Below are 23,877 nucleotides of genomic sequence, written 5' to 3'. Positions count from 1 at the left end.
TTTATTTTCAGTTTTGTGGTTGTGAAATGAAAAAGAACTAATTTTAGTTCTTTGAAAAACAAATGATTGTATGTTGTATTGGAAAGACATCATGCACTTTGTAGTGCATGGAAATCTAGAACCAAATTGTAGAGTTGAAAAAACGGAGGACGAATGGCGAAAACAGTTGACTTGGGAGGAGTTTAGAATTACCCGTAAACATGTAACCGAAACACCCGGCACAGGGGAATTGTGTCATATGTATGAAGAAGGGAAATACCAATGTGTTTGCTGTGGCGTTCTATTGTTTGACGCGTCTGGTAAGTTTAAATCCAATACGGGTTGGCCAAGTTTTACTCAGCCAGCTCAGCCAAATGCAATTAAATATGTAAAAGATAATTCGTTAGGAATGCTTCGGGTAGAGATTTTGTGCAATACCTGCGATGCTCATTTGGGACATGTGTTTCCAGATGGTCCAGAACCTTCGGGGTTGCGCTATTGTGTCAATTCTGCAGCGTTACAAATGATAAAAGAGTCAGAACATGAATAATAATCAATATGAAATAGCCACTTTGGGTGGCGGATGTTTTTGGTGTACTGAAGCTGTGTTTCAGGAGCTTGAAGGTGTGGAAACTGTTGTTTCGGGATATATGGGAGGGAGTGTTCCGGGAACTCCAACCTATCGGGAGGTCTGCTCTGGTTTGACGGGCCATGCCGAGGTAGTGCAAGTAACATTCAATCCTTCTAAAGTTACATTTAAGGAACTTTTGGAAGTCTTCATGACCACTCATAACCCAACAACTTTGAATCAACAAGGCGCTGATGTTGGGACGCAGTATCGTTCGGTGATTTTTTATCATGACGATAGTCAAAAACAAATAGCCGAAGAGGTGTTGCGAGATATGGCGCAGTATTTTGAATCTCCTATCGTAACTGAAATTACTGAGTTGCAAGTATTCCATAAAGCAGAAGACTATCATCAGAATTATTATCGCAACAACCCCGATCAGGGGTATTGCAGTTTTGTGATTGCTCCGAAATTGTCCAAATTAAGACAAATGTTTCAGTCTAAATTGAAGTCTAAGACTTAATTGTAGGGTTTTGCGTATTTTTTAAGACCTTTGCTAAGTGTCTTTAAAGCCAATCGTATGACTTCAGTAAACGACTTATTACAATTACTCCATTTAGATTCGAATTCTGAAAATCAATTTCAAGGTCTCAGTAAAACTGTTGGGAGCCCCAATGTGTTTGGAGGGCAAGTATTGGCCCAAGCCATAAATGCTGCGTACAGGACTATTACCAATCAGCGAGTATTACATTCCATGCATGCCTATTTTTTGGAAGCTGGAAATTTGGAATTGCCCATAACTTATGATGTTGGGAGTATGAGGGACGGTGGAAGTTTCTCGGTAAGACGTGTCACAGCTAGCCAGAATGGGACTGTTATTTTTATTTTATCGGCTTCTTTTCATAAAAAGGAGGAAGGTTATGATCATCAGATAGAGATTCCGAAGAATATTAAACAGCCAGAGGAATTGTTAAGTTGGAGTGATATGTTGGAGCAGTTTGGGGAAGCCATTCCGCCAAGGACCAAAGGCTTTTTGCAAATTGAGCGTCCTATAGAATTTAAACCGGTTGAGGTTGTAGATCCATTCAATAAAAAAGATTTGCCACCATCCACCAATGTTTGGTTCAAGTTAAAGGGAGACAGTTCTAACTTGGACTTGTCTCAAAAACAGCAGATCCTAACCTATATTTCAGATTATAATATTTTGGCTGCCGCTATGAACAGGCATGCTAGTAAGGCTCATTGGGGGAATACCCAAACGGCTAGTTTGGATCACTCCATGTGGTATTTTAGGGATTTTAATTTTGACGATTGGTTGCTTTATGCCATTGAGTCTCCCAATGCTTCTAATGCTCGTGGGTTTGCCAAAGGGAATATTTTTACCAGGGATGGTAAACTTGTTGCCTCTGTAGCACAAGAAGGTTTAATGCGTCCTTTAAAAAAATGAGGCATTTCGACGTCATTATAGTGGGAGGTGGTGCAGCTGGTTTTTTTGCGGCCATCAATATTGCAGAGCAAAATCCTTCACTACAAATCTGTATTCTGGAAAAGAATAAGGAAGGTCTTCAAAAGGTGAAAGTATCTGGTGGTGGCAGGTGTAATGTTACCCATGCGGAGTTTATTCCGCAGGAATTAGTGTTGAATTATCCTAGGGGTGAAAAGGAGCTTTTGGGCCCGTTTCATCAATTCATGACAGGCGATACCATTGAGTGGTTTGAAAAACGAGGTGTGGAACTTAAAATTGAAGAGGACGGAAGGATGTTTCCGGTTTCCAATTCTTCCCAAACTATTATCAACTGTTTTTTATCCGAAGCCGAAAAATACGGGATTGAAGTACTTTACAGTCAAAACGTAACCAATTTGGAGGTTGAAAAGAGTATTGATGGTGAAATGGAAGGTTTTAATGTACAAACTAAAGAAATGGAATTAGCTTGCGATAAACTTTTGATCGCCACGGGAAGTAGCGTGAAGTTTTGGAAACTTTTGGAGCGCTTGGGGCATACTGTGGTTGCTCCGGTACCTTCTTTGTTTACCTTCAATATAAAAGATAAACGCATTGCAGACATCCCTGGAGTCGTGGCTTTGGATGTGGAAGTCACTGTTTTGGATTCCGCTTTAAGAAGCGAAGGTCCTTTATTGATTACCCATTGGGGCATGAGCGCACCTTCAATTTTAAAACTCTCGGCATTTGGGGCTCTTGAGTTGGCGAAAAAGAACTATCAATTTCAAATAGAAGTCAATTTTATAAAGCAATCTTTTGAAGACTGCTTGGCAATGTTGAAGGATTTGAAGCAATCTTTGGCAAAAAAAACAGTCTATAAATTGGCGCAATATGAATTGCCCAAACGTTTGTGGCAACAGTTGGTATTGGCTGCCAATATCAATCCTGATACCCGCTGGGCCGATTTGAATAAGGAACAATTGGAAGCATTGGCTTTACAACTTACCAAGGCCGTTTTTGAAGTAGATGGCAAAAGCACGTTTAAAGATGAGTTTGTAACGGCAGGAGGTGTGGATTTGAAAGAAGTCAATTTTAAAACCTTTGAAAGCAAGTTGTTTCCAGGACTCTTTTTTGCAGGGGAAGTGTTGAATATTGATGCGGTTACTGGTGGTTTCAATTTTCAGAATGCTTGGACTGGGGCTTATTTAGCATCTAAAGCGATGTCATCATGAACACTTACATTGCATTATTAAGAGGGATTAACGTGAGCGGACAGAAAAAAGTTCCCATGGCTCAATTGAGGGAGCTTCTAATCGCTTCCGGTTTGGAAGAGGTGCAAACGTATATTCAAAGTGGGAATGTGGTTTTCAAGTCTTCTGAAACCAATCTTTTGAATTTGCAGGAGAAAATCCAATCGGCCATTCAATCGGAGTTCGGTTTTGATGTTCCGGTTTTGGTGTTGTCGCCAGAGAAATTGCAACAAGTTTTTGATGCTTGTCCTTTTTCCGAAGAGAAAAAACAAAACAGCTATTTTACGCTATTATTTGATACTCCAGATTCAACATTGGTAGCGGAAGCTTCGCAAGTATCTTACCCCAATGAAGAATTTGTCATAATAGGAGATTGTATCTATTTTTATTGCTCCCTGGGGTATGGAAGGGCTAAATACAATAATAATTTCTTTGAACGGAAATTAAAGGTGACTGCCACGGCAAGAAACTATAAAACTATGCTAAAGTTGTTATCTTTGTCGGCATAAAATGAGCAAATGACAGCAAACGATTTTATCCCAAAGCCATACAGTAATCAAGTTGCAAATGGCAAGGTGACTTGGGAGTCGCCAAGTAACATTGCACTGGTGAAATATTGGGGGAAAAAGAAAGATCAAATTCCAGAGAATCCATCCATCAGTTTTACGCTGAACAATTGTAAAACCATTACCACCCTTACATATACAGCCAAAGACAATCATGATGACTTTGAGTTTGAAGTGTTTTTGGATGGCAAGGAAAAGGAGGACTTTAAACCGAAAATTGCTACATTTTTTCAGAGAGTTGAAAGCTATTTGCCATTTTTAAAGCGTTTTCAATTTAAGATAGAAACCTCCAATTCCTTTCCGCATAGTTCTGGGATTGCTTCTTCTGCAAGCGGCATGAGTGCCTTGGCATTGTGCCTCATGAGTATAGAGAGGGAATTGAATCCTAAAATTTCAAAGGAAGAGTTTAAAGCCAAAGCCTCTTTTTTAGCACGTTTGGGATCGGGAAGTGCCTGCAGAAGTATTGAAGGAGATTTGATTGTTTGGGGAGAAAACGAAACGGTTGAAGGTAGTACTGATTTGTTTGGAATAAAGTATCCATATGTAGTTCACGATAATTTTAAGGACTATCAAGATACAATCTTGTTAGTGGATCGAGGTGAAAAACAGGTGAGCAGTACGGTTGGGCACAATTTGATGTACGGCCATCCTTTTGCGACACAACGTTTTGAACAAGCTCATGACAATCTAGCAAAATTAAAGCCGATTCTAGAAACTGGCGATTTAAACCAATTCATTGCCCTTATAGAAAGTGAGGCGCTTACGCTTCATGCTATGATGATGACGAGCATGCCGTATTTCATTTTGATGAAACCAAATACCCTTGAAATCATCCAAAAAATATGGGTTTTCCGAGAAAAGACAGGGCTTCACATAGGATTTACTTTGGACGCTGGTGCGAATGTACATGTGCTGTATCCAAAAGCAGAAGCAACCCAAATTTTGGAATTTATTAAGGACGAGTTGGTTGGCTATTGTCAAAATGAGCAATATATTTGCGACCAAATTGGTTTGGGCGCAAACCAAATATTATAATTAATCGTATATTTGTTTAAGGTAATCGCTCTTATACATGAAAGGACCTCTATTTTACTCTAAAATATTACTCTTCGGAGAATATGGAATCATCAAGGATTCCAAGGGATTGTCAATACCTTATAACTTTTACAACGGAGCTCTTAAAGTGGCCGATGTGCCTACCGAAGCTTCCAAAAACTCCAATCAAAATTTACGCGACTTTGCAACGTTCTTGGGGCAGTTGGCTACAGGTTTGGTAACTTTTGATTTGGAAACGTTAAAAAAGGATATTGATGCCGGGATGTACTTTGACTCTTCCATTCCTCAGGGCTATGGAGTAGGGAGTAGTGGTGCTTTGGTAGCAGCTATCTATGATAAGTATGCCCAAGATAAAATTACGGTTCTTGAAAATTTAACCAGAGAGAAGCTCTTAAAGCTGAAACTTATTTTTTCTGAAATGGAATCCTTTTTTCACGGAAAATCTTCTGGACTTGATCCTTTAAACAGTTATTTGAGTTTACCAATTCTTATCAATTCCAAAGACAATATTGAGGCTACAGGAATTCCGTCGCAGAAAACCGATGGCAAAGGCGCTGTGTTTTTATTGGATAGTGGTATTATTGGGGAAACTGCTCCTATGGTGCAGATTTTCATGGAAAACATGAAGCAGGAAGGCTTTAGAAACATGATCAAAGATCAGTTCATTAAACATACCGATGCCTGTGTGGAGGATTTCTTGAAAGGTGATTTTAAATCTTTGTTCAAAAACACCAAGCAATTGTCTAAGGTGGTTCTGCATCATTTTAAACCTATGATCCCTAAACAATTCCACGACCTTTGGAAACAAGGGATTGAAACCAACGATTACTACCTGAAATTATGTGGCTCTGGTGGTGGAGGCTACATTCTTGGATTTACGGAAGACTTAGAAAAGGCGAAACAGGCACTTAAGGGACACAAGCTGGAGGTTGTTTATAACTTTTAAACAGAGCCCTTAAATGCTGTCCAGAAAACAAAAACATATCCTGCTAAAGTTTTTTAGCATGTTTTCTGTGGTTCGAGGTTACAATATCTTGATGATGGTTGTTGCCCAATACTTGGCTTCTATCTACATTCTGGCCCACGACAAGTCTGTCAAGGAGGTTATTTTCGATGTGAATTTGTTGATGTTGGTATTGGCTTCTTCAGCGGTGATTGCAGGTGGCTACATTATCAATAATTTCTACGACTCCGAAAAGGACTTGATTAACCGTCCGCAAAAATCGATGTTGGATAAGTTGGTGAGTCAAAATACCAAGCTTTCCTTTTACTTCGTTCTGAATTTTATCGCGGTGATTTTGGCTAGCTATGTGTCGTTTAAGGCAGTGTTGTTCTTTTCGGTGTATATTTTTGCCATTTGGCTGTATTCACATAAGTTGAAACGTTTGCCTTTTATTGGTAATTTAACGTCTGCTGTACTTACCATTACCCCGTTTTTCGTGATTTTTATATATTATAAAAACTTCGAGCATGTCATTTTTGTCCATGCCATGTTTTTATTCTTAATTATCTCAATGAGAGAGCTTACCAAGGATTTGGAGAACATAAAAGGAGATTTGGCTCAAGACTATCATACCATTCCAATTGTTTATGGAGAGAAGGCGACCAAAACTATGTTGACCGTTTTGGGTATCCTTACTTTAGTGCCTACACTATTGCTTATTTGTAAGTTTCAAGTAGGCAAAATGAGCTATTTCTTCTATTTCAGCTTGGCCCTGCTGATGCTCTTTCAAGTATTGTTATGGAAATCTCATTCGAAATTTCAATATTTGATTTTGCATAACATATTGAAAATAATAATTTTAGCTGGCGTGGTGAGCATTCCTCTTATCGACATTTCTCTTGTGTTGGATAAAATCACTTTAATTGTTTAAGCAAGCAATTATCGTCTATCTTTGCAAAGTAAAATTTAGTAACCATGAGCAGAAAACAGGGGAGTGACAGAAAGGGTGGACCTTCAGGAAGAGGTGGAAGAACAAGCAACAAAAAAAGCTATGCAAGAGGGAATGCACCAATAAAGCCAAAATCCAAACCAGCTTCAAGTTCCAATCCAGATGAGATTAGGCTCAACAAATACATTGCCAATTCAGGAGTTTGTTCTAGACGTGATGCCGATATGAATATTGCCATGGGCTTAGTGACTGTAAATGGTAAAGTGGTTACTGAAATGGGCTATAAGGTAAAACTGGAGGATGAGGTGCGCTTTGATGGTTCCCGTATTAACCCAGAGAAAAAAGCCTATGTACTTTTAAACAAACCTAAAGGATTTGCAACTACCACTAGTAATGCTAAGGGCATGACGGTTATGGATTTGATTGCTAATGCTACGTCGTCAAGGGTGAAGCCTATTGGACGTTTGGGGCGCAATTCTACAGGGTTGTTGTTGTTTACCAATGATGAAGCTGTGGTGAAAAAATTTACCAACTCCAAAAACGGTGTGCCAAGATTGTTTCAGATTGATTTGGATAAGAATCTGAAGTACGAGGATTTAAAGAAAATTCAGGAAGGTCTTAAGATAGATGGAAAGCTTGTTGCTGTTGAGGAAGTAAGCTATATCGAAGGACAAAGTAAAAATCTTATCGGATTAAAAATTAAAAATACGGGTAACACTATTATTCGTACAATTTTTGATCACTTGGGATATGATATTATCAAGATAGACTGTGTGGCCATAGCGCATCTTACCAAAAAGGATCTCCCTAGAGGGCATTGGAAACTTCTTTCGGAACAAGAGGTTAACTTGTTGAAAATGTTATAGTTAAAAATTGTAATTTTTTTCTCAAAAAAGGGTTGTAATTCAATTTTTTATACGTCATTTGTACTTCTTATAGCTGAACAAATGAGTACTGTTTTTATGTTCGGGCTTTTGAAAATTAGGAAGTCATATTCAAAAGCAACTCATAAGATGAGTGTCCGGATTTTAAAGCTAACTTCCGCCCAAAACCCTTTGGTGAGCCAACACAGTTATGGCTTTATTCCTACTACTCAAGCGCAATTGCAGCTTTGATATTCTTTTTTTATTCTTAACTTAATATTGAATTAGTTTTTAATTCACACTTTTAATCCATAAAATAAAAAAATGAATACTAAATATATTGATTTAATCAATCAGTCCTTTTATTTTCCTCAAGAAGAATTTAAACTGGAAGGTAGCAACCTGCAGTTTCATGACATAGATTTAAAGCAATTGGTGGAAACCTATGGTTCACCATTGAAGTTTACCTATTTACCCCAGATTTCAAATAACATCAATAAAGCAAAAGGTTGGTTTGCAGAGGCCATTAAAAAGCATGGCTACAAAGGAAAGTATAACTATTGTTATTGTACCAAGAGTTCTCATTTTAAGCATGTACTTAACGAGGCATTAAAGAATGACATCCATATTGAAACCTCTTCGGCATTTGATATTGATATTGTGGAGTCCCTTAAAAAGGAAGGGAAAATTACCAATAATACCTACGTGATCAGTAATGGGTTTAAGCGAGCCCAATACATTACCAACATAGCAAGATTGATTAATGAGGGACACAAAAACTGTATTCCCATTATCGATAATTACGAGGAATTGGATTTGCTTTCACAAGAAATTGAGGGGAAATATAAGGTGGGCATTCGGATTGCTTCCGAAGAAGAACCAAAATTTGAGTTTTATACCTCTAGATTGGGAATTGGATACAAGAACATTGTGCCCTTCTATAATAAGCAGATTAAAGAGAACAATAAGGTAGAGCTTAAAATGTTGCATTTCTTTATCAATACGGGGATTCGCGACAATGCTTACTATTGGAATGAGCTTACCAAATGTTTGAAGGTGTATGTCAATCTTAAAAGGGTTTGTCCAACCTTGGACAGCCTGAATATTGGTGGAGGTTTTCCTATCAAAAATTCGTTAGGGTTTGAGTTTGATTACGAGTATATGGTTGATGAAATTGTAAACCAGATCAACTTGATATGTAAAGAGGAAGAGGTAGATGTGCCAAACATTTTTACCGAATTTGGAAGTTTTACCGTTGGTGAGAGTGGTGGAGCCATTTATGAGGTGCTGTATCAAAAGCAGCAGAACGATCGCGAAAAATGGAATATGATCAATTCTTCCTTCATCACAACCTTGCCGGATACCTGGGCTATTAACAAGCGTTTTGTCATGCTTCCAATAAATAGATGGAACGATAGCTACGAGCGTGTACTTCTAGGCGGTTTGACATGCGATAGTGACGATTATTACAATAGCGAACAGCACATGAATGCGATTTATCTACCGAAATACAATAAGGATAAACCGTTATATATAGGATTCTTTAATACAGGAGCATACCAAGAGACTATTGGAGGCTTTGGAGGTTTGCAACACTGCTTGATTCCTTCTCCAAAACATATTCTAATAGACAAAGATGAAGATGGCAACATCACAACAAAATTATTTAGCGAACAACAAAAAAGTGAAGACTTACTTAAAATTTTAGGTTACCATGAGCAATAAATCTTATGCTGGGATTTCTGAGGAATATTCCAAATTGGACAGTTCAAAAATTGTGTTGATCCCTGTACCTTATGATGGTACAAGTACATGGCAAAAAGGGGCAGATAAAGGCCCTGAGGCTTTTTTACATGCTTCTGAAAATATGGAGCTTTACGATATTGAAACCAATACTGAAGTTTACAAACAAGGTATTTACCTTGCAGACCCAGTAACCGAAGACGTCTCGCCTGAAGCGATGGTAGAGGCAGTTCACCAGGCTACCAAAAAGTATATTAAACGCAACAAGTTTGTAACTTTGTTTGGAGGGGAGCATTCTATTTCCATAGGAAGTATTAGAGCTTTCAATGAGTTGTTTGATAACCTTACGGTGTTGCATATCGATGCGCATGCCGATTTGAGAAAATCTTACGATGGCTCCAAATTCAACCACGCTTGTGCCATGTACGAAGCTAGTCAAACTATCAATTTGATTCAGGTTGGCATTCGTTCCATGGATATCAAAGAGACTTCCGTAATGGATGAAGAGAAAATCTACTTTGCGCATGAAATGGCGGCAGATGATTCTTGGGTGGACAATGTAATCGATCAACTGACAGATAATGTCTTTATCACCTTCGATTTGGATGCATTGGATCCTTCTATTATGCCTAGTACTGGAACTCCGGAACCAGGTGGATTATTTTGGTACGAAACCTTGGATTTTTTGAAGCAGGTGTTTGAAGAACGCAATGTTGTTGGTTTTGACATTGTTGAGCTTTGCCCTAATGAAAATGATAAATCTTCAGACTTTTTAGCTGCAAAATTGTATTATAAAATGCTGTCTTATAAGTTTTTAGGTAGTGGTGCTGATGAAGATTTTGATAATAATTTTAATGAGAACAGTTTAGGTATAAATAAATTTTCTAAATTTAGTGATGATGACGAAGACAACTAAAGGACATATTTCACAATTCATTGAAAAGTACTATTTACATTTCAATGCTGCGGCTCTTGTAGATGCTGCAAAAGGTTATGAGGAACAATTGAACAAAGGGGCCAAAATGTTGGTGTCGTTGGCAGGCGCCATGAGTACGGCCGAATTGGGTAAGATATTTGCCGAAATGATTCGTCAAGATAAAGTGCAGATAATTTCTTGTACAGGAGCCAACTTAGAAGAGGATATCATGAATTTGGTCGCTCATTCTCACTATAAAAGAGTTCCAAATTACAGAGATTTAACCCCGCAGGAAGAATGGGATTTATTGGAGCAAGGATTGAATAGAGTAACCGATACTTGTATCCCAGAAGAAGAAGCGTTCAGACGACTTCAAAAGCATATCCATAAAATATGGAAAGATGCTGAAGACAAGGGAGAACGTTATTTTCCACACGAATTTATGTATAAAATGCTGTTGTCAGGAGTCTTGGAAGAATACTACGAAATCGACCTAAAAGATTCATGGATGTATGCGGCTGCCGAAAAGAATTTGCCTATTATTGTACCAGGCTGGGAAGACAGTACCATGGGTAATATCTTTGCCAGCTACGTTCTGAAAGGCGAGTTGAAAGCCAGTACCATGAAGTCGGGAATTGAGTATATGACCTTTTTGGCCGATTGGTATACAGACAATTCTGAAAACGGAATTGGTTTCTTTCAAATAGGAGGAGGAATCGCTGGCGATTTCCCTATTTGTGTTGTGCCAATGTTGTATCAGGATATGGAACGTACAGACACCCCATTCTGGAGTTATTTTTGTCAAATTAGTGACTCTACAACTAGTTACGGTTCCTATTCAGGAGCAGTGCCTAATGAAAAGATTACTTGGGGTAAACTAGATATCGATACACCAAAATATATAATAGAAAGTGATGCAACCATTGTGGCACCACTAATTTTTGCCTATTTATTAGACATGTAATTATGAATAAGAAAGACAACAGAAAACGTGTAATAGTAGATTTTAAAAAGCTAACCCCTGAAATTTTGGCCCTTTTGGTTGAAAAGTTTCCTGATGGATACGATGATGATCAAATCATATCTTTTAAGAATGCCAAAAATGAATGGGTGGAGTGCGTAGAAGTGTCAACGGAGGATACAAAGTATTTGGTTAAAGTAAGTACCAAGCTTGCCGTGACTATGGAAAACTACGATGAGGACGATTATGAAGATTACGATAGCAATGATCCAGAGGCAGTTCAAGAACCTGAACTTCCTGTAGAAGATGGCGATAACGATGAGGATTAAGAATTATAATATCTTTATTGATGGCTAGGTCTTTCTAAACCATATCAGTAAAAGCAAATGGAAAAGCTGCCTAAAAGGGCGGCTTTTTTTGTGGGTGAAATTGAGTTTATTTTTTTGTTATCGCGGTAATATGTATTGGTAAATAAGCTAAATTTATATAAAGCAACGTATATGGAAACACAATTTCACCTTTCATTGCCCTGTTTGAGTATCGCTAAGACTACTGCATTTTATACAAATATGCTGGATGCCAAAGTAGGGCGTTCTGCCCAAAATTGGGTGGATATTGATTTGTTTGGACATCAAATTACCTTTACTAAATGTGGGCCTTTTAATTTTGAGTTCAAAAACTACACTTTTGGCGGGCAGGTACTCCCTTCGTTTCATTTTGGGGTAATATTGGATCGTAGGTTGTGGAAAGTTTTATTTGAGAAATTGAATCAAAAGAATGGGTTATTGCAATCAGAACTCGATTTCCTTTTAGGAAAAACTGGCGAGCACCAATCGTTTTTTATTAAGGACCCTAACGGCTATACGGTTGAGTTTAAATGTTTTACAAATCCTGAGGAGATTTTTAAATAGCAATGTATACCGTAATAGCCTACCAAATAGCTGCTGCCATTCAAACCAGGGAGTGTCGAAATAGGCTTGATTGGCAACTGTTGTTTTCAGACAGCGATGAATTGTTCTATCGTGTTGCTGAAGCGAAGTTTTTCTATATTTTTCAATATGGTATGGTGAGCTTTTTTAATATGAGCACTGAGGAGATTGAAATGACTATTGGCTACATTAAACCCTTTTGCAGGGATTTTATGGAGGAAAAGATCTCCGAAGAGGTGCCAGTGGTTATTCAAGCAGGAGCATTGAAAGTAGAATTTGAGCAAGTGATATTACCTGAAATCAATGAGGAAATGGTACGTTTGGTCATGCTCAATGCCTCCCAGTCCGTAGCTTTAAACCGGTATTCAGAAATCACCGAAGAATTGCTGGTGGAAACCAATCAGCATACTCAATATTTGGAGACCAATGGAAAATTGGATATTTCGGGTAATAAATTGAAACGGTTTATAGGTAAGGTCTTGAACATTAAAAACAAGATTTCTGAAAACTTCTATATTTTCGATTCACCAGAAATTACATGGGAAAATCAACAACTCAACAAGCTTAATTACGACCTGAAACAATCATTTGATTTGAAGGATCGTTATAACCTAATTCATGATAGAATAGAAATCATTAAGGAAAACCTCGAACTTTTCAAAGATATCATGGATCATAATGAAAGTAGTCGGTTGGAGTGGATTATTATTATCTTGATTGTTATTGAAGTTGTCGATTTGTTTATTGCAAAACTAATTCTCTAGAGTTTTTTTCAAAGCGTCGTAATACTGTTTAGAAATATGGATGCTGTTATGTGAGGCGTCTTCAATGAGTGTAAGTTCTATATTGTTAGGATTGAGGTTTTTCAGCTTTTTTGAATTTGTCTCTGTTCTAATCAAGAAATCTTTGGTGCCATGGAAAATCTTAATAGGGCATTTGATGTCCTTGATGAACTCATAGGTAGGGATATCATATTTCAATAAAAATTTTGGTACTGGAGGAGCAATTTCTTCTGTTATTAAAGTTTGCCAAGAGTAATAGGGGGCATTAAGAATTAACATTTTGGGATGGTTGTTAGCGGCGAGGTATGCCGCAAGACCAGAACCTAAAGAAAACCCTAGTACCACAATTTGGTTTTCTGCATAGCGTGTTTTGGTAAAGTTGTATACTTTTTGAACGTCGTTAAACAGTTGGTTGCTGTTGGAATATTCTCCGTCACTTTTTCCATAACCTCTGTAATCAACAAACAGGATATCGTAACCGTTTCCTAAATAGAGAGGGGCCCTTTTGCCCCAATCATGGATGGCTCCCGCATTACCATGCAAGTATAGGATTACTCCTTTGGGATTGGGGGTTTTGAATAATAAGGCATTTAAAAGAACGCTGTCCTCTACTTCAATATTCAGTTCTTCAAAAGGCTGTTTAAATGTAAAGGCATAGGTTTTGTCTAAATGCTTCGGATTAAAGAAAAAACGTTCTTGCTTAAAATATAAGAACGCCAAACTGCCTAGGTACAGAAGTCCCAAGCCTAAGAGGACGCGAACAGTGCGTCGAAGTATTTTTTTCGGATTTATTTTCAACTTAAGTCAACTAAAGTGAAGCAATAAAAGCTTTTGTGAGTACAATTAAATTGGGTTCGGCCAATGCCGCTGTGGCAATAATATCATCAATATTCACAGGCTGTAGATTGTCCGGATCCCCCTCGTCGGTCAAGACAGAAATGGCCACGGCACGTAATTTTAAATGGTTGGCCACGATAATTTCTGGTACGGTACTCATTCCAACCGCATCGGCCCCTAAAATCTTTAACATGCGGTATTCGGCTTTGGTCTCTAACTGTGGCCCCAATACACTGGCATAAACACCTTCATTCAATTTAATGTGATGTTGTTGTGCCAACGCTCTAAGCGTATTGTTCAATTGGTCATCATAGGGTTGGCTCATATCGGCGAAACGTTCTCCTAATTGAGACACTCCTTTAAAAGCCAATGGAGAATTGCCCAACAAGTTAATGTGGTCAGTGATAAGCATCAATTCCCCTTTCTTAAATTCAAGGTTAATGGCACCAGAAGCATTAGAAACTAAAAGGGTGTGGATGCCCAATTTTTCCATGATGCGTACAGGGTATGTAACGTCCTGTAGCGAATAGCCTTCGTAAAAGTGAAAACGCCCCTGCATGATCACTACCTTTTTGCCTTCCAATTCTCCATAAATCAATTTTCCTTTATGGAATTCAACCGTAGCTGTGGGGAAATTTGGGATGTGGTTATAGCTCACTTCCTTTAAAATAGTGACATCGTCAACTAAGGCGCCCAAGCCAGTCCCTAAGATGATGCCCACTTCAGGAGCGTCAAATCCTTTTTCCTTTAAATACTCAACGGTTTCCGTGATGTAGTTAATCATGTGCAGTACGTTTATTACTTTCAAAAATATCCATTATACCACGAATTTCAAACAATTAAATAGCTAAATTGTTGCTAAATGTAAGGCGTAGGTCATTGCCAAGACCAAAGAAAGAAATTGTAATAATACACCTATAAACCAAATTGAAATAACACATGACTTCCAAATTACTCGTTCTATTTTGCTGTTTTACCTTAATGGTTCAGTCACAAATTCCGAAAAAAGCCGAAGATGTTAGTCCTTTACTTGTTGGAGAAACCATTCCAAAAGCCAAGGTTTTGGATCTTAATGGAGATGAAGTGTCTTTGCAAAATTTGATAAAGGAAAAGCCAACGGTTTTGGTGTTTTATAGAGGGGGCTGGTGTCCTTATTGTAATACTCAGCTGGGGGCTTTGGCTGAGGCAGAACAAGAAATTTTGGATTTGGGTTACCAAATAATTGCAATAAGCCCAGATCATTTCAAATATTTGAAGCCGACAGTTTTTACGCATGCCATGAATTACCAAGTGTATGCCGATCCTGAGGCCAAATTAATACAGGAGCTTGGTATTGGTTTTGAAACTCCTGACATGACAAAAATGTACATCGCCAATAAAACCAAATTGGAAGCTACAAATATTTTGCCTGTGCCTTCAGTTTTCGTGTTGAATACTTCCGGCGATATTCTGTTTGAATATATCAATCCTAATTATAAAGTGCGGTTAAGTACACCCTTATTGCTAGCCGTTTTGAAAGCCTTAAAAGAGGAATAAAAATACAAAAGCCGAGACAATTACATCTCGGCTTTTTTATCTAGGATTATTATTTTTTGATTATTCTTTGGAGGCAATCCATTCGTTAACCAAATCTTCCAACACGCTTAAAGGAACGGCCCCATTGGTCAATACCACTTCATGGAATTCCCTAAGGTCGAACTTATCTCCTAATTTTTCCTTGGCCATCTTGCGCAATTCCAAAATCTTGAGCATGCCTATTTTGTAGGCTGTAGCCTGTCCTGGCATCACAATATGGCGCTCTACCATGCGCACACATTCGCGGTCACTACCAGAAGTATTGGTCATATAATAATCGATACCTTCTTGTCTAGTCCATTTTTTTGCATGGATTCCCGTATCGACAACTAGGCGGCAGGCTCTCCAAAGTTCCATGGCCAAACGCCCATAGTTAGAGTAAGGATCTTCATAGAAGCCCATTTCCTTCGGGATGAATTCACTGTAAAGTCCCCAACCTTCAACATAAGCGGTGTAGCTTCCAAATTTTCTGAATTTAGGAATCCCGGTTAGCTCTTGAGCAATGCTTCTGTCCATATGGTGACCAGGAATACCTTCGTGATACGCCAAGGCCTCCATTTCAAATTTAGGCATGTTTTTGGTGTTGGCCAGATTGGCATAGTAAGTTCCAGGACGTGACCCGTCTGGGGTTCCAGAATTGTAAAAAGCTTTTCCGGCGGAGTTTTCACGGAAGGCTTCTACACGTTTTACTTGGATTTCAGCTTTAGGTTTGGTAATAAAGATATCATCCAAACGTCCGCGCATGGTGTTGATGATTTCGGTTGCTTTAGCTATATATTCCGCTTTACCTTCTTCGTTATTTGGATAGTAAAACTGCTCGTCTTCTTTCAAAAATTTGAAGAAGTCCTGAAGGATGCCTTCAAAGTTTACTTCTTTCATGATTTCTTTCATCTCCTCATGAATGCGAGCCACCTCTTTCAAGCCTATTTCATGGATTTGCTCTGCAGTTAGGTTGGTTGTAGTGATGCGCTGTAAACGGTTTTGGTAAAATTCAGCACCATTAGGGAATTTCCAACAACCGTCATCTGTAGTGGCTCTGGTAGCTTGGGATTCCAAAAATGCGATGAGTTTGTCATAGCCAGGTTTTACGTTTGTTTTTAAAGCCTCTTCTGCATCTTTGATCAAGGCTGCTTTACTGGTGTCGGCAATGGTCAAGGCATTTACTTTGGTTTCAAAATCATTAAGAAGGGTAGAGGGCGAACCAGCATCAAAAGGCGCTCCTTTAATAATGTTTTTGCAGTCTTCAATGACTCTTGGGAATACAAATTTTGGAGTTACAATGCCCTCGGTTTCGCGAATTTCCAAATTCTTAATCAATTGGTCAAATAGCGGTTCAACCCCTTTCAGTCTAGAAATGTAGGCAACCGCATCACTGGAATCCGCTACTGTGTGAATGTTGATTAAGAATGAGGGTATTTCTGAGTGCATCCCATGCATTTGGTTGACAGGATAGTTGTAAAAACGCCATTTGTAATCTGCAATGTTATGCTCTAAGCCTTCAACAAATAGTTTATAGCTCAGTTTTGTTTGGGCATCCAAAGTTTTGGGATCAATGGAATCTTTGGAGTATTGCAATTCTGTTTTGGCAATTTCCAGAGATTCATCCAAATGTTCTGGAGAAATATCATCCCATTTGTCGTAGTCTTTTTTTATGCCCAAATAACTTTGTTCCATTGGGGAGCGATCAAGGCCAAGATCGAAACTTTTATCAAAAAAGGCATTGGCTTTATCTGAATTCTCTTTAATGAGGTCTACTGTGAACTCCGTTTTATCTTTTTGCGCTTTGTCTTCTCCACAGCCTGTAAGGCTTATCATGGCCAGGGAAGCAAGGGTTAATCGTAACGTTTTCATAAATAACTTATGTGTTTTAAAATCATGATGGTTGTAAAACTAATCTTTTTTTGCAATAAGAAGGCATTTCGTATTGAGGCGGTTTTTTTAGGGACTTTCTAAGTGTAGAGGGCTAAGGTTCTTATTTAATATGATAAACATGTATTGATTTTAATGATGATAAAATAAAAACTATTGATATCATTTATAGTTTTACCCATCGTTATATGAAGTATTCTTGCAACATAAATCTCATTAACTAAACATAAAAATTATGAAAAAAACACTAACACGTGCCTTATTGGTGGCCATAGGTGTAACCATGGTAGCCTGTCAAGGAAACTCAGAGCACACAGCTCAAGTGGATGCCAGTTCTGGTGCCACTAAGAAAAGTAGTTCCAATATGAAGGCGACCAGCAACAGCGATTGGTGGCCAAATCAATTGAACTTGGGAATTCTTAGACAAAATTCTGACTTGTCTAACCCTATGGCGGAAGACTTTGATTACATTGAAGAATTCAACAGCCTAGACTATAACGCTCTTAAAGGAGATATTAGAAACGTTTTGACAGAGTCTCAAGATTGGTGGCCAGCAGATTTTGGCCACTACGGAGGATTGTTCATCCGTATGGCTTGGCATAGTGCCGGTACCTATCGTTCTGCCGATGGTCGTGGAGGATCACGTGCGGGACAACAACGTTTTGCACCGCTTAACAGCTGGCCAGACAACGCCAACTTGGATAAGGCGAGACGTTTAATTTGGCCAATCAAACAAAAGTATGGTAAGAAGATTTCTTGGGCCGATTTAATGGTATTGACCGGAAACGTTGCCTTGGAAGATATGGGCTTTGAAACTTTTGGTTTTGCTGGAGGTAGAGAAGACATGTGGGAACCAGAAATTGATGTATACTGGGGAGCTGAGAAAGAATGGTTAAGTGACGAAAAGCGTTATTCAGGAGAACGTGAATTAGAAAATCCTTTGGCAGCAGTGCAAATGGGATTGATCTACGTAAACCCAGAAGGACCTAACGGTGTGCCAGATCCATTATTGGCAGCAGACGACATTCGCGCTACGTTTGGTAGAATGGGAATGAATGAAGAGGAAACAGTTGCGCTTATCGCTGGTGGACACACTTTAGGTAAAGCCCACGGAGCAGGACCTGCATCTCATGTAGGAGCAGATCCAGAAGGTGCTGGAATCGAGGAGCAAGGTTTTGGATGGAAGAGTTCTTATAAGTCTGGAAAAGGTGCCGATGCCATTACTTCTGGTTTGGAAGTAACGTGGACTGCTACGCCTACAAGATGGAGCCATATGTTCTTCTTCAGCTTGTTTGAAAATGAGTGGGAATTGACTAAAAGTCCAGCTGGAGGTCACCAATGGGTAGCCAAAGGTGAGCCTAAAATGATGGTGCCAGATGCTTACGATTCTGAGAAGAAGCACAAGCCTACTATGTTCACTACCGATTTGTCTTTAAGAATGGATCCTAGTTTTGAAAAGATTTCTAGAAAATTCTATGAGAATCCAGAATCATTCAACGAAGCCTTTGCTCGTGCATGGTTTAAGTTGACCCACAGAGATATGGGGCCAAAAACGACGTATTTAGGTCCTGAAGCGCCAACTGAAGATTTGATTTGGCAAGATCCAATTCCTGCGGTTAACCACGAATTGATCAACAAAAAGGATATTGAAAGCTTGAAAGCTAGCATCCTTAACTCAGGATTGACTATCAATGAAATGGTAACGACTGCTTGGGCTTCTGCTTCTACTTATAGAGGGTCAGACAGAAGAGGTGGTGCCAACGGTGCAAGAATTAGATTGGCGCCTCAAAAAGATTGGGAAGTAAACAATCCTAAGCAATTGGCTAAGGTATTGGGAGTTCTTGAAAACATTCAAGCGGAATTCAATGCTAAGTCTGGAGCTAAGAAAGTATCTATGGCCGATTTAATTGTATTGGCTGGAGCAGCAGGAGTGGAGAAGGCAGCGGCCAACGCTGGACATAGCGTAAACGTACCATTTGTACCTGGGCGTATGGATGCCGTTCAAGACCAAACAGATGTAGAATCTTTCGGATTGTTGGAGCCAATGGCTGATGGATTCCGTAACTACTTGAAAACACAATACACCATTTCAACAGAAGAATTGTTGGTGGACAAAGCACAATTGTTAACCCTTACAGCTCCTGAAATGACTGTATTAGTAGGTGGAATGAGAGCTATGGGGGCTAACTATGACGGTTCTAAGCATGGAATTTTCACAGATAGCAATGAACAATTAAACAATGGATTCTTTGTAAATCTATTGGATATGAGCACTGAGTGGAAAGCTATCGACGACACCAAAGAAACCTTCGAAGGAAGAGACAGAGCTACTGGTGAGTTGAAGTATACTGCTACTCGTGCCGACCTTATCTTTGGTTCTAACTCTGAGTTGAGAGCCTTGGCAGAAGTGTACGGTAGTGCCGATGCTGAAGCTAAGTTTGTAAAAGACTTCGTGGCAGCTTGGGATAAGGTAATGAAGTTGGATCGCTTTGATTTGATCTATAAATAAATAGTTCCTTTAATTAGAATGAAAGAGGTTGACCTTAGGGTTGGCCTTTTTTTATTCTAGGGGGTAAATAGCACGAGGCTTGCCTTGTTAGTAAATATTGTAAAGTTTGAAAACGTGTTCCCAAAAAATGCTTTTGAACTTAGTCGCTTTTTTATAGATGTTGCCATGGCCTAGAATTTTAAGTGTTGCGAGATTTGCAGATGTAATACCAAAGTAGAGGCTATTATCCAACCAATCCAAAATTATATTATTTTGGTGTTTCCTAAACAATTTAAGATTTCAGTTGGTGGCGTTGCCTAAGGGCTTCGTAAAGCACAATGCCAGTAGCAGTAGCCAAGTTCAAACTTTCTACATTGCCCATCATATCAATGCTAATACAAAATTGGCAGCGTTGCAGGATGGTATCACTTAGGCCATTGGCCTCATCGCCAAACCAAATAGCCAATAGGGGTTGGGTTAAAGGGCTTTCTGGAAGATGGTAGTGTTGCACTCCGTGACTATGTGGCGAGGTAGCCACATTACAAAATCCCTGTTGTTCTAAAAGGTCCAAACATTCTATAGAAGTGTCAAAGCGTTGTACATGGGTATATTTTACGGCGCCTTTGGAATGCTTTAAAATAGATTTGCGTTGGCGCAGTTGTTCCAAATCGCTTTCAAGACGGTTAAGGCCGTCAATAACGTAAAGCTTGTCTACCCCAAGGGCATTGACGTTTCTTATCACGGTGCCAATGTTCATGATATAGTTGGGGTTTTCCAAAACGGCAATAAGTTGTGGTGTGCTCACAGGTTGTTCTAGGTTATGGTGTACAATTTATGCCAAGGTATTACAAATTAAAACTTCTTAAACACCTTCAGTCTAAAAACGATATCGTTGGTGCGCTCATAGACTTCGTATTTGGTGTAATGGTAGGCGACATTGGCTTCAATTTTAAACCCTTTATTGATTTTGTATCCTAGGCCTGGGGTAAAACGAATGACATCGTTGAATTGGGTAGACTTTATCAAATTGAAGAAAAATTCTATTTCCAAGGGAACATAAAAACCCTGTTCCTCTCCAAAGCCCACGCCTTCCAAGCCGATGGTGCCCTTTACCTTGTAGCGTAAACGCATCCCAAACACATCGTCGTCATCTAATTCTGTAAACATAAAGCGTTCTTCGAGCTGAAGGGACTGGGCAAATTCAAAGCGAGGAGCCCAATTAAAGGCAAAGGTGTAGCCTTGGTGTGGGCGTATTTCGAAAGAGTTGATGTCGTTTTTGGAGCTTAGAAAAAATAGGCCAGCTCCTGCGTATAGGGTTTCTTTGTGTTTAAAGGCTTTAAATAGCAAGGTGTCTGCTGTGTATTGGTAATGTAGTCGGGTAACAAATCGGTGCCAATGATTGGGCCAAATAGTACGGTAGCCAACTTCCAAAGTAAAGCGTTGGTTGTTGCCAATATTCCAATAGGGCCTGAAATCTACCCACAGCTGTCGGGTGAAGTCAGAGGTGTCCTCCTCTGGAGGTTCCTCAGTTTGAGCCAGCAGTGTTGGCGTTACGAACAAGCAACAAAACAGTACTGCCAACCATAGCCAAGGTGGGCATAAGCAATATTTAGCCCGAGGAGGGAAACGTTCGTTTACTGCCATATGTTGCTGTTTTGAGACTTGTGCCAATGCCGTTGAGCATTGTTGAAAACGCTTAAAATGCTTTGTTATACTAATATGCTCTATAAAAATATCAAGAAATTAGTAAGGATGCGTATGTGGGGTGAGATATTTTTTATAAAGTAACAGCTTTAAGCTTCTCTAATTCCTTACACAAAGTAAGGCGGGAGTCTGGATCCATAAGCTTACTATTGATACTCATTTTGCCTTGGGTGCAGACAATGGTATAGATACCTGCCGTCTCGCTAATAGCTCTTATGTTGGCCAAAGCAATAGTTTTTGGGAACAGGCTATGTTTGGTAAGCTGCCCATTGGCAATGCTTATGTATTGCTTTTTTCGTGCAAAATTATGGAATAATAAGAGTCCGATACCGTTAAGGATATTTGGCACGGCAAGAGTGGATAAATAGGTTGCCACAGGGAGCCAAACATAATTTATAATTAAAAGGATGGTGCCTAAACCAATAAAGAATAGCCCCATATTTAAATAGTGGTTAAGAAGCTTTTTGCTATAGCGTATCTGTATCATGGTTGGTGTGGAATGGTTAATGTATTGGTGTCACAAAATAGAAACATGTTACTATAAATCCTACAAAAATTAGAAAAGCACGTATACAATCCAGACCATATACGTGCTTTCCACTTTGGGTATTGGGGAAAATTTATTGTTGGCTGCCACTCCACTCACCGCTCATATTGGCGGTAGCATTGTTCCAGGTGCCAGAGGCGTTGCTGCCATCCAACTGCCCTGTAAATAGGGCGCCACTACTAGCATTGCCCACCGTTGCGGTAAGGTCGCCATTTTCTTGAACAAAGCCGCTCACGGTATAGGTGCCGTTAAACACTTGTGATGAGGCGGTACCGCTTACGGTACCGTCGGCATTTATTTGCATGGTCCAACTGCCGTTGTCCTGTACGCCAGTATAGGTGCCGCTCCATTCGCCTTCATAGGCTAGGGTGTCGCTGCTGTTGTCGTCGTCGCTCGAGCAGCTTGTGCCAAGCATACTCATAAATACCAATAGTACCATGGTGATGTGTTTCATAAACATGTTTTTTTGAATTAATAAATGATTGTGTGTTATGGTTGAAAGGCATCATGCTTTTCAATAGATAGATGCTACTCAAACACTATGCCATTGTATTGTTTTGTAAGAAAATTGTGTAGGTTTACGCTTCCAAAAAGGGAGTGATTACCTCTTCCCACTTGTTGCGCTCGTTTACCACAAGGTCATATTTTTTGTCTTTGTGCGTGGTAATGCGCAGGCCGTTATCAACTATATTACCCGTTTTACGAGGGGTAATGCTGGCGATATCTTTATAGGCAATGTTGGTTTGCCCACGTTGGATGTTGTATTTGTGCGAAATGAATACCAATTGTTGGTTGGTAGCAAACAGTTTGCCTCCAACAGCTTCGATACCGCGGTAAAGGTTGGCTGGGCCTTCCAAAAGTAATTCTTCGTTTGCTGAAAGGGGGAGTTGAATGTGTTTATCACTCCAAGAAATCATTCTGTTGGCCGTTTTTTGAGTAATGTAGGGCATGCCAATGCCCATAAATAACCCAAAGAAAATACCTTGCATGATCAGCATTGTAGAATCAAAATTTGGGACTTCAAAAAAGTAATTGGAAAGCCATAGCACTCCGGCAAACGTTGTGCCAGCTATAATACCCATTAAGATGCGTTGCTTTACTGTGAGCTTTACAATTTGGTTGGTAGTTTTCATGGTTTCATTGGATTGAATATGGTCAGAATTTATAAAAACAAAGCGGTTATGGCAAGTGGAATTGATTTTGCAACTAACAGCTTTACAGGGTGCATGATTAAATATCAAACATAAATGTAATGCCAATAGAATTGAAACTTTCTTGTTTTTGCTTGTCGTGGATGGTGGGGTGGTTGTTGGAACTTAACTTGGAAAAATCGCCCTGCCCTAGATAGTTGAGGCCTACATAATATTGATCAAAAATTTCATAAAGGAAGCCAATTGTTATTTGCGATCCAAAATTCCACCCATCATAAAGGTCTTTTTGATGAAAGTTCAGATAACGGTATTCGTCTTTGGTTACGGTTTGTGCATATAAACCTAATTGCATCACCATTGCAAATTTCTCTGTAACGGGTAAATTCATAGTGAGGGATAATGGAATCTTAAGAAGGGTTCTGTTATGGTAAAAATTGCCCAAACTATTAAAACCATTGCCTGTTAACTGGCTGTATCCAATGCCTGTGGCTACTCCAAAGGCTTTGGAAAAGCGATAATTTAATAGGAGGTCTCCAGTATTGGTGTTAAGATTGTAGTTGGGTTCGTTATCGTTTTCTATAATGCCATAGCCGATACCTCCGTAGGCAATAAGGTTAAACCTAAAAGATTTGTCCTCTTGTTTGTTTTCTGATTGGTCCTCTTGGGCTTGGGTAACTTGGCTAGATACAATACAAAGTAATACAAAAAGAAGTTTTAGCGTTTTCATGAATTGGTTGGTTAAAAGATTTTACAATGCTGT

At 39.2% G+C, this 23,877-nt stretch carries 26 protein-coding genes; 17 read left to right on the top strand and 9 right to left on the bottom strand.

Annotated elements, in window-relative coordinates; genetic code table 11:
- Positions 1 to 70 precede the first annotated feature (70 nt).
- The 15 genes from msrB (at position 71) to RBH95_RS15435 (ending at position 12,928) form a co-directional block, all read left to right on the top strand.
- Positions 71 to 529, top strand: coding sequence for a peptide-methionine (R)-S-oxide reductase MsrB (gene msrB / locus RBH95_RS15505; RefSeq protein ID WP_307900473.1), 459 nt, complete (start codon positions 71 to 73; stop codon positions 527 to 529).
- Positions 522 to 1,070, top strand: coding sequence for a peptide-methionine (S)-S-oxide reductase MsrA (gene msrA, locus RBH95_RS15500; RefSeq protein ID WP_307900472.1), 549 nt, complete (start codon positions 522 to 524; stop codon positions 1,068 to 1,070). The genes msrB and msrA overlap by 8 nt, the downstream gene beginning before the upstream one ends.
- Positions 1,071 to 1,127: 57 nt before the next feature.
- The gene (locus RBH95_RS15495) at positions 1,128 to 1,994 is read left to right on the top strand and encodes an acyl-CoA thioesterase II (RefSeq protein WP_307900471.1); all 867 of its coding nucleotides are present in this window, start codon (positions 1,128 to 1,130) and stop codon (positions 1,992 to 1,994) included.
- On the top strand, positions 1,991 to 3,220 hold the full coding sequence (locus RBH95_RS15490) for an NAD(P)/FAD-dependent oxidoreductase (RefSeq protein WP_307900470.1): 1,230 nt from the start codon (positions 1,991 to 1,993) through the stop codon (positions 3,218 to 3,220). The genes RBH95_RS15495 and RBH95_RS15490 overlap by 4 nt, the downstream gene beginning before the upstream one ends.
- The gene (locus RBH95_RS15485; protein WP_307900469.1) at positions 3,217 to 3,747 is read left to right on the top strand and encodes a DUF1697 domain-containing protein; all 531 of its coding nucleotides are present in this window, start codon (positions 3,217 to 3,219) and stop codon (positions 3,745 to 3,747) included. Before RBH95_RS15490 ends, RBH95_RS15485 begins: the two co-directional genes overlap by 4 nt.
- A 9-nt stretch (positions 3,748 to 3,756) precedes the next feature.
- Positions 3,757 to 4,839 (top strand): diphosphomevalonate/mevalonate 3,5-bisphosphate decarboxylase family protein, encoded by a 1,083-nt coding sequence (locus RBH95_RS15480; protein ID WP_307900468.1) that lies wholly within the window; start codon positions 3,757 to 3,759, stop codon positions 4,837 to 4,839.
- Positions 4,840 to 4,876: 37 nt separating this feature from the next.
- The gene (locus RBH95_RS15475; protein WP_307900467.1) at positions 4,877 to 5,806 is read left to right on the top strand and encodes a mevalonate kinase; all 930 of its coding nucleotides are present in this window, start codon (positions 4,877 to 4,879) and stop codon (positions 5,804 to 5,806) included.
- A gap of 13 nt (positions 5,807 to 5,819) precedes the next feature.
- Positions 5,820 to 6,734 (top strand): geranylgeranylglycerol-phosphate geranylgeranyltransferase, encoded by a 915-nt coding sequence (locus tag RBH95_RS15470; RefSeq protein WP_307900466.1) that lies wholly within the window; start codon positions 5,820 to 5,822, stop codon positions 6,732 to 6,734.
- 44 nt (positions 6,735 to 6,778) lie between these two features.
- Positions 6,779 to 7,618, top strand: coding sequence for a pseudouridine synthase (locus RBH95_RS15465; protein ID WP_307900465.1), 840 nt, complete (start codon positions 6,779 to 6,781; stop codon positions 7,616 to 7,618).
- 321 nt (positions 7,619 to 7,939) lie between these two features.
- Positions 7,940 to 9,340 (top strand): arginine decarboxylase, encoded by a 1,401-nt coding sequence (locus tag RBH95_RS15460; RefSeq protein ID WP_307900464.1) that lies wholly within the window; start codon positions 7,940 to 7,942, stop codon positions 9,338 to 9,340.
- Entirely contained in the window at positions 9,330 to 10,274 is a 945-nt protein-coding gene (gene speB / locus RBH95_RS15455) for an agmatinase (protein ID WP_307900463.1), read from the top strand. The genes RBH95_RS15460 and speB overlap by 11 nt, the downstream gene beginning before the upstream one ends.
- The gene (locus RBH95_RS15450; RefSeq protein WP_307902266.1) at positions 10,258 to 11,238 is read left to right on the top strand and encodes a deoxyhypusine synthase family protein; all 981 of its coding nucleotides are present in this window, start codon (positions 10,258 to 10,260) and stop codon (positions 11,236 to 11,238) included. Before speB ends, RBH95_RS15450 begins: the two co-directional genes overlap by 17 nt.
- A 2-nt stretch (positions 11,239 to 11,240) precedes the next feature.
- Complete coding sequence (locus RBH95_RS15445) at positions 11,241 to 11,564, top strand: hypothetical protein (RefSeq protein ID WP_307900462.1); 324 nt, start codon at positions 11,241 to 11,243, stop codon at positions 11,562 to 11,564.
- 171 nt (positions 11,565 to 11,735) lie between these two features.
- Positions 11,736 to 12,146, top strand: coding sequence for a VOC family protein (locus tag RBH95_RS15440; RefSeq protein ID WP_307900461.1), 411 nt, complete (start codon positions 11,736 to 11,738; stop codon positions 12,144 to 12,146).
- A 2-nt stretch (positions 12,147 to 12,148) separates the two neighbouring features.
- The gene (locus RBH95_RS15435; protein WP_307900460.1) at positions 12,149 to 12,928 is read left to right on the top strand and encodes an RMD1 family protein; all 780 of its coding nucleotides are present in this window, start codon (positions 12,149 to 12,151) and stop codon (positions 12,926 to 12,928) included.
- Here RBH95_RS15435 and RBH95_RS15430 read toward each other — a convergent pair.
- Positions 12,917 to 13,744: an alpha/beta hydrolase gene (locus tag RBH95_RS15430; protein WP_307900459.1), complete on the bottom strand. Its 828-nt coding sequence runs from the start codon at positions 13,742 to 13,744 to the stop codon at positions 12,917 to 12,919. The two genes, RBH95_RS15435 and RBH95_RS15430, sit on opposite strands and share 12 nt — an antisense overlap.
- A gap of 10 nt (positions 13,745 to 13,754) precedes the next feature.
- Positions 13,755 to 14,567 carry a purine-nucleoside phosphorylase gene (locus tag RBH95_RS15425; protein WP_307900458.1) on the bottom strand — a complete coding sequence of 271 codons (813 nt, stop codon included), beginning with the start codon at positions 14,565 to 14,567 and terminating at the stop codon, positions 13,755 to 13,757.
- A 155-nt stretch (positions 14,568 to 14,722) separates the two neighbouring features.
- Here RBH95_RS15425 and RBH95_RS15420 point away from each other — a divergent pair, with 155 nt between their 5' ends.
- Positions 14,723 to 15,319, top strand: coding sequence for a peroxiredoxin-like family protein (locus tag RBH95_RS15420; protein ID WP_307900457.1), 597 nt, complete (start codon positions 14,723 to 14,725; stop codon positions 15,317 to 15,319).
- A gap of 60 nt (positions 15,320 to 15,379) precedes the next feature.
- Here the strand turns inward: RBH95_RS15420 and RBH95_RS15415 are convergent, their stop codons facing one another.
- The gene (locus tag RBH95_RS15415; protein WP_307900456.1) at positions 15,380 to 17,209 is read right to left on the bottom strand and encodes a DUF885 family protein; all 1,830 of its coding nucleotides are present in this window, start codon (positions 17,207 to 17,209) and stop codon (positions 15,380 to 15,382) included.
- Between the two features lie 253 nt (positions 17,210 to 17,462).
- Between RBH95_RS15415 and katG the strand changes: the two genes are divergently transcribed.
- A complete protein-coding gene (gene katG / locus RBH95_RS15410; RefSeq protein WP_307900455.1) occupies positions 17,463 to 19,736 on the top strand; it encodes a catalase/peroxidase HPI in 2,274 nt (757 codons plus the stop codon).
- A 271-nt stretch (positions 19,737 to 20,007) separates the two neighbouring features.
- On the opposite strand, the gene RBH95_RS15405 is transcribed toward katG, so the two are convergent.
- The 6 genes from RBH95_RS15405 to RBH95_RS15380 form a co-directional block, all read right to left on the bottom strand.
- Positions 20,008 to 20,520 carry a TrmH family RNA methyltransferase gene (locus RBH95_RS15405; protein WP_307900454.1) on the bottom strand — a complete coding sequence of 171 codons (513 nt, stop codon included), beginning with the start codon at positions 20,518 to 20,520 and terminating at the stop codon, positions 20,008 to 20,010.
- Positions 20,521 to 20,567: 47 nt separating this feature from the next.
- Positions 20,568 to 21,359 carry a DUF2490 domain-containing protein gene (locus RBH95_RS15400; RefSeq protein ID WP_307900453.1) on the bottom strand — a complete coding sequence of 264 codons (792 nt, stop codon included), beginning with the start codon at positions 21,357 to 21,359 and terminating at the stop codon, positions 20,568 to 20,570.
- A gap of 133 nt (positions 21,360 to 21,492) precedes the next feature.
- Complete coding sequence (locus RBH95_RS15395; RefSeq protein WP_307900452.1) at positions 21,493 to 21,906, bottom strand: hypothetical protein; 414 nt, start codon at positions 21,904 to 21,906, stop codon at positions 21,493 to 21,495.
- Positions 21,907 to 22,039: 133 nt separating this feature from the next.
- Complete coding sequence (locus RBH95_RS15390; RefSeq protein WP_307900451.1) at positions 22,040 to 22,420, bottom strand: hypothetical protein; 381 nt, start codon at positions 22,418 to 22,420, stop codon at positions 22,040 to 22,042.
- A 124-nt stretch (positions 22,421 to 22,544) separates the two neighbouring features.
- Entirely contained in the window at positions 22,545 to 23,099 is a 555-nt protein-coding gene (locus RBH95_RS15385) for a hypothetical protein (RefSeq protein WP_307900450.1), read from the bottom strand.
- A gap of 97 nt (positions 23,100 to 23,196) precedes the next feature.
- Positions 23,197 to 23,844, bottom strand: a complete 648-nt coding sequence (locus RBH95_RS15380; RefSeq protein ID WP_307900449.1) for a hypothetical protein — start codon at positions 23,842 to 23,844, stop codon at positions 23,197 to 23,199.
- Between the last annotated feature and the right edge of the window lie 33 nt (positions 23,845 to 23,877).

It is taken from the genome of Mangrovimonas sp. YM274, from assembly GCF_030908385.1.
In the GTDB taxonomy this organism is placed as follows: domain Bacteria; phylum Bacteroidota; class Bacteroidia; order Flavobacteriales; family Flavobacteriaceae; genus Mangrovimonas_A.
The sequence above is the reverse complement of the archived record's forward strand: the minus strand, read 5'-3'. Positions and strand labels throughout refer to the sequence as shown.